The 209-nt window shown below is 41.6% G+C and carries 1 pseudogene; it reads left to right on the top strand.

The features are described 5' to 3' along the window. A pseudogene (locus AB4512_RS23065) lies at nt 1–209 on the top strand (MFS transporter); the annotation flags it as partial.

Raw genomic sequence — 209 nt, 5'->3', positions numbered from 1 at the left:
ATTCTGATGCTATTCACCCTGTTTGTCGGAGAACCAACAACACAACGTGAAGCATTACAAAAAGAAGCACAACAGCGCCATAATAAAGTTGTGGGCTCTAAAGTTGTGGCCTGGCTAAGCGTTACAGTGTTGGAACCTTTCTACGATTTCTTCAAGCGAAACGGTGTTCAAGTTGCTATTACGCTTCTGTTGTTCGTATTCCTATTTAA

The sequence above is a fragment of the Vibrio sp. 10N.222.52.B7 genome (assembly GCF_041474275.1).
GTDB classification, from domain to species: Bacteria; Pseudomonadota; Gammaproteobacteria; order Enterobacterales; family Vibrionaceae; genus Vibrio; species Vibrio crassostreae_C.
Note: the sequence above shows the minus strand (reverse complement) of the source record. Positions and strands in the feature narration are given on the sequence as shown.